The organism is Anaerolineales bacterium (genome assembly GCA_037382465.1).
Classification (GTDB): Bacteria; Chloroflexota; Anaerolineae; order Anaerolineales; family E44-bin32; genus WVZH01.
Genome location: JARRPX010000109.1, coordinates 1 through 4,937 on the forward strand (window position 1 = coordinate 1; position 4,937 = coordinate 4,937).

The 4,937-nt window shown below is 53.2% G+C and carries 8 protein-coding genes; 1 reads left to right on the top strand and 7 read right to left on the bottom strand.

Annotated elements, in window-relative coordinates; all coding sequences use genetic code 11:
- The coding region (locus P8Z34_16840) for an argininosuccinate lyase (GenBank protein ID MEJ2552340.1) at positions 1–501 on the top strand (501 nt) is incomplete at its 5' end.
- A 71-nt stretch (positions 502–572) separates the two neighbouring features.
- Here P8Z34_16840 and P8Z34_16845 read toward each other — a convergent pair.
- The 7 genes from P8Z34_16845 to P8Z34_16875 form a co-directional block, all read right to left on the bottom strand.
- The gene (locus tag P8Z34_16845) at positions 573–1,376 is read right to left on the bottom strand and encodes a hypothetical protein (GenBank protein MEJ2552341.1); all 804 of its coding nucleotides are present in this window, start codon (positions 1,374–1,376) and stop codon (positions 573–575) included.
- A gap of 99 nt (positions 1,377–1,475) precedes the next feature.
- Complete coding sequence (locus tag P8Z34_16850) at positions 1,476–1,961, bottom strand: hypothetical protein (GenBank protein MEJ2552342.1); 486 nt, start codon at positions 1,959–1,961, stop codon at positions 1,476–1,478.
- 200 nt (positions 1,962–2,161) lie between these two features.
- Positions 2,162–2,965 (bottom strand): CPBP family intramembrane metalloprotease, encoded by an 804-nt coding sequence (locus tag P8Z34_16855; protein MEJ2552343.1) that lies wholly within the window; start codon positions 2,963–2,965, stop codon positions 2,162–2,164.
- Positions 2,966–3,096: 131 nt separating this feature from the next.
- Entirely contained in the window at positions 3,097–3,555 is a 459-nt protein-coding gene (locus tag P8Z34_16860; GenBank protein ID MEJ2552344.1) for a GNAT family N-acetyltransferase, read from the bottom strand.
- A gap of 127 nt (positions 3,556–3,682) precedes the next feature.
- Positions 3,683–4,126, bottom strand: a complete 444-nt coding sequence (locus P8Z34_16865) for an SRPBCC family protein (GenBank protein ID MEJ2552345.1) — start codon at positions 4,124–4,126, stop codon at positions 3,683–3,685.
- Positions 4,127–4,171: 45 nt separating this feature from the next.
- Positions 4,172–4,624 carry an NUDIX domain-containing protein gene (locus tag P8Z34_16870; protein MEJ2552346.1) on the bottom strand — a complete coding sequence of 151 codons (453 nt, stop codon included), beginning with the start codon at positions 4,622–4,624 and terminating at the stop codon, positions 4,172–4,174.
- A gap of 80 nt (positions 4,625–4,704) precedes the next feature.
- On the bottom strand, positions 4,705–4,937 hold a 233-nt coding region (locus P8Z34_16875; GenBank protein ID MEJ2552347.1), incomplete at its 5' end, for a GNAT family N-acetyltransferase.

Genomic DNA, 4,937 nt, shown 5'->3' on the forward strand with positions numbered 1-4,937 from the left:
CTGGCGCGGGGCAAAACGGGACGCCTGATCGGCAACCTGACCGGTCTGCTGGCAGCGCTCAAAGGACTGCCCTCTGCTTACGATAAAGATCTTCAGGAGGACAAGGAACCCGCCTTCGACTCGTACGACAGCCTCAGCCTGCTGCTCCCTGTGCTTGCAGGTTTGATCCGGACCCTGAAACTGCACCCGGAACAAATGCGGGAGAGGTTGAGCGCCGATCTGTTCGCCACCGATTTGGCCGACTATCTGGTAGGTAAAGGAGTGCCGTTTCGCGAGGCGCATGCATTGATCGGAAAAGCGGTGCGCCTGGCTGCGGAAAATAAGACCTCGCTGGAGGATCTGACGCTCGAGGATTATCAATCCGTAAGCGAGCACTTCGCAGCCGACGTCGCCGAGATTTTCGACATTAACGCCTCCCTCAACCGCAGGGATGCGACGGGGGGAACCTCTGCAGCTGCGCTGAAAGTACAATTAAAAGCGGCGAAGAAAGCGCTGCGCTGAGAAGGAATCGACGAAGTGCACAGTCGCCGATGGGTTCGCAGCGGTCGAATGAATTGCGCTGCGGAACGCAGCTAGTTGAAGGTCAGTAATTGAAACAGGACCACGCCCGCAGCTGATACTGCTGCCACGGCAACGTTCGCCCACTCGACGGCCCCTGTACGCACATCCGCTATCCGCTGCAAGATCGATTGTAACGGTCGATTCAACAAAACCACGATGACCGCAAGCAGCAAAGAAAATATCAGCGGGACGAGGTTTTCTTGAGAAAGCCCGGGAGAGACGATCGCTGCATGCACCCAACGAAGCAGCATGAAGGAAACCATTCCCCCGGCCACGACGGCGAATTTCCTGCCGATTGAATCCTGCGGCGAGAGATTCACGAAAGGCAGCAGCCATCCGAGCACGGCGATTCCGGTGATCAAGAGGAAGATACCGAAACCCAAAACGACGGCAAATGGGACCCCCCATTCGACGATCAACACCGCGTCGCCGCCGGGCGTGAGATTGCCTAACGAGAAGGTCACACCCTCCTGGATCATCGCAACCGGTCCCCACAATAAAAACGGAAAGACCGCCGGGCGCCTTCGAGACCACAGCAACGAAAAGACTATCGACGCGAGCAGCAAATTGAACAGTGGCCCCGCAGCCGAGGTGATGCCCCAGATCGCCCGTGGGGACGCCGACCCGAGCGTTCTCGAGCCCCCAAATGGATCGAGGATCACACCCGCATCGTATCCGTAGGCGCGGTGTGCCAGAAAGTGCCCGAATTCGTGCACCGCTTCGCCGAGACAGAATACAAAAGTGAAGGAGGCAAAGAGGAACAACACCGGCTTTAGGATTGACTTTCTAAGCGAGAGAGACGGATCGTCAGGCATAATCTCTATGATCCTTTTCGAAAAAGAAGGCAAGTTTACACCCTGGCACTACACCTGGCTGCAGCATAGGTTCTCTGCCTTCCCTCGGCCAGAGTGCATTCAACGAGAGTTCTTTGATTTTTCCATCCAATCGGGAATACCCGCCGAGTTTGCCCGATCCTCGAAAGAGCGCCCGGAGTCTGATGTCAGCGTCTCGACTATGATCGAACTTGCCACCGGGACAAACACACGGTAATCCCAAATCAACAACCCCAAAACGATGGGGATCAGTACGAGTGCGACGCGGAGGATACGGATCAGCTCATCAGCCGCATAGCCCTTCAAGCTCATTATCCATGCTATCACGAACAGCAGGAATGGGAAAAGAAAAACAAATGCGATTGCGAGTTTTGACAAAAATCCCAGTTGATATTCGAGTGCAACACCGGAATCGGCGCCTTCTTTTTGAATGAAACCGATGATTTTGTACTGAAAGCGGCGACCCCAAAGACCCATGCGGAAGCGCGTGACATTCGGCGAAGCCTTTTCGATTTTAAGTTGACTGAATACTATCGTCGTGTCGAGATGAAAAATGCCCTTTCCCATGCTTCTCGGAAATATTCGTCTTTGGACGAGTTGCTCGAGGCGTTGGATACATTGCGATGGCAGTAGAGACGTCGTAAATCTATGTTGTCGCATTCATCAATCCTGGTGCATCATCCAGGTATGTCTCCCAAGCGAATCCGCAAATAATCGCCGAAAAAAATATCGATTTCTGCGGAGAAACGTGTGCGATTTCCTTGACCCTAGGCTGCTGCCGGTTCTGGCGCTTGGTTGGGCCAATGGTCGACGATGTACTTCGTCAGCAGCGCACCGAGTATCAGCGAAATCCAGAGCAGCCCAAACAGCATGGCTTTTGCCTGTGCCATGTCTGCGCCGGGAGTGTTCTGTACCAGGTTGATGAAAATATCATGCACGTAATGGAAGACAATCGCCGGCAGCAGAGAACCTGTTTCCAGGACGACATACGTGAAGAGCAATCCCATGAAAAAGATACTGACGAGATCGACGGCTGCGTACAGGTCGAAATCCTCCAATTTAAAATGCACGATGGCAAAGAGCACCGCCGCCAGGATCACCGCCCTGCGTTTGGAGAACAAGCGCAGGAACAACACCAGAATGATCCCTCGGAAGATAACCTCTTCCCAGATACCCCGCGTGAGACCTTTGACCCAGCGCAGCGCGGGCACCTTGGTCCAGTCGAGTAGAAAGTGTCTGGTCAGCAGCGATGCTAACAGGATGCTGCCCAAGGTCAGCGCGGCAAGCAGCAGGCCCAGCAATACGTTGCGGACGACAGGTTTCATCGGCAGCAGGCGGATGTCGTAGCAAAATTCCCGCAGCGATTTGCGACCGTTGGGCAGCCCCAGAACGTAGGGCATGACGATCAGCGCCAGGATCCCCGCGGCAAAGAAGTAAAGCAGCGCTGGGACGTACGTTCCCGGCAAAGTTTCCAGAATCCCCAACAACAAATAAATCACCGCGGTCAAAGCTATGGCAGGTCTGGGATAGTTTGCCAATCTGGAATTGTAATTTTCTTGATTCTCACTCATGATGACTTCCCTCCCAAGCAAAGCGATAGACGAAATTAGCAGATCAAGGATCAACTGCCCAGCAGCAATAATCCTCATCGGCGGGAAAGGGGAATTCCACTTTTACTGCCACCCCCTTTTCACCCTGCGATTCACAATTGCTTAATGAAATTAGAAAAGCCGACACGTTCGGAAAAGCCGTTCTTGGCGTAGAACTGCCGGGCGTAGGATTCGGCGCTTCGGCGGTTGTTGAGCATCAGACGATGAGCGCCTCTGGATCTGGCCTCTTCCTCCGCAGATTGCAGCAGCGCCCGGCCCAATCCCCGGCCGCGAGCTTGTGAGCCGACGATCAAATCCGAGATGTACCCTTCCAGTCCATGAACCGCCGGAAAGGGGATCCAGTGGACGACGAGATACCCGAGGGCTTCGCCGTTTGCCCCTCGTGCGACAAATACACTTCGCTTTTGAGAGTCCTCAAGGCAGTCCCTAAGCTGCGCATCTGCCTCAAGTGAAATCGCCTCCGGATCCTGGGATGTGTCTTTCTCCGCCTGGAATTCGACGATGATTTTGGCGATCTCCGGAATATCATCCAGCGTGGCTCTACCGATCATTACCCCTCCAAAAATCCTTTAGGTCTACACACCTGCTGCGTCGACGCTCCATTGGATAAGTGATGATTTGATCTCCGGATACGAGCGATGGAGCCTATTAAAGCATTCGTAACAGAATCGCGGATAATCATTCCATCTCACAAATCTGCTTTAACGCCCGAAATTCCGTTTCTATACCTTCGAGCAGAGTCGCTTCCATTTTCTTACCGATGAACAGACTCATAACGTTCATGGGAAACTTCCAGCGAATATTAATTTCCGTCGATACCTCGCTTCCCCCTTCGATCTCCTTGACCAAATAACGTACAACGAACGTATGTATCCTGCTCTCGATGTGGAATCCTATGAGCTTACCTTCGACGTATTCTGTAATGCTGCCGTGCATTTCAAGCTCGTTGCCATCCTCTTCGATAGTCTCTTTGAACGTCGTCCCTATCTTGTCCGGCGTTTCGACGAGGATCTCCCCACCCTTTACATTTTTCTGCCACTGCATGGCCTTGTCCGGATCCGAGATCCATGGAAAGACCAGCTCTGGAGGCTTCGATATCTCGACCCCGTGTTCGATATTCATGCGAAATCACTCACCGCTAAAAGGAATCCATCGTGTACGTATCCCTCACCAGCCTAATTGGATACGTTTATTTTCTGCTTTTTCGATGCTTCGACGCGTCCATTCCGGCACTTCCGACGAGTTCATGATTTCTTGCGGCGTCATCCAGTGCAGACCCGCTACCTCACCCGCATCTCCGATACTCGGGGTTCCGCTGCGGTATTTGCAAAGAAAAACGACATCGACGACGGGAAACCCGTCGTCCGTGGAAAATGCGACGCTTTCGATGTATTCCGTCTCGTCTTCGATCTCGACCGTGACCTCCTCCAGGATTTCACGGCGCAGCGTGGTTTCCAGGATGTCGTCTTGATCCGGATTCCCGAAAAATTCAACTTTCCCGCCGACCAACGTGAGGGCCCCAGGAGCATGGCTTTCCGCTTCTCCGCGAACAACCAGCAGGTAACGACCTTCTTTGAAAATGGCGCCTTCGACGTTCACGATATGCCGGTACGAGTCCATTGGGAGAATTCCAATTCCGATTTATTGACTTCTGTCAGGTCAATCGAGAGTTGTTCTGCCCACGGCTGACGCAGTAGATTCTATTTCGCCGGAGTGAGTACCTTTTCCATTTTTATCAACTGCAAGGGCACACCATCCAGATCCTGTTCGATGGCGCCGGCTTTCTCATACCCGAGTTTGCGATAAAAGCCCTCAGCCGTTAAACCAGAAAGCAGGTAGATCCGCCGCAGTCGACGGTCGAGAGCTTTGGCTTCAATTGCAGCCATCAACTTCCTGCCGACTCCCATACCATGCTTTTCGACGGCGACGAACA

Bases quoted from the DNA above. Each gene is read 5' to 3' on its own strand.
- P8Z34_16845 (MEJ2552341.1), bottom strand. From the start codon at position 1,376: ATGCCTGACGATCCGTCTCTCTCGCTTAGAAAGTCAATCCTAAAGCCG.
- P8Z34_16850 (MEJ2552342.1), bottom strand. From the start codon at position 1,961: ATGGGAAAGGGCATTTTTCATCTCGACACGACGATAGTATTCAGTCAA.
- P8Z34_16855 (MEJ2552343.1), bottom strand. From the start codon at position 2,965: ATGAGTGAGAATCAAGAAAATTACAATTCCAGATTGGCAAACTATCCC.
- P8Z34_16860 (MEJ2552344.1), bottom strand. From the start codon at position 3,555: ATGATCGGTAGAGCCACGCTGGATGATATTCCGGAGATCGCCAAAATC.
- P8Z34_16865 (MEJ2552345.1), bottom strand. From the start codon at position 4,126: ATGAATATCGAACACGGGGTCGAGATATCGAAGCCTCCAGAGCTGGTC.
- P8Z34_16870 (MEJ2552346.1), bottom strand. From the start codon at position 4,624: ATGGACTCGTACCGGCATATCGTGAACGTCGAAGGCGCCATTTTCAAA.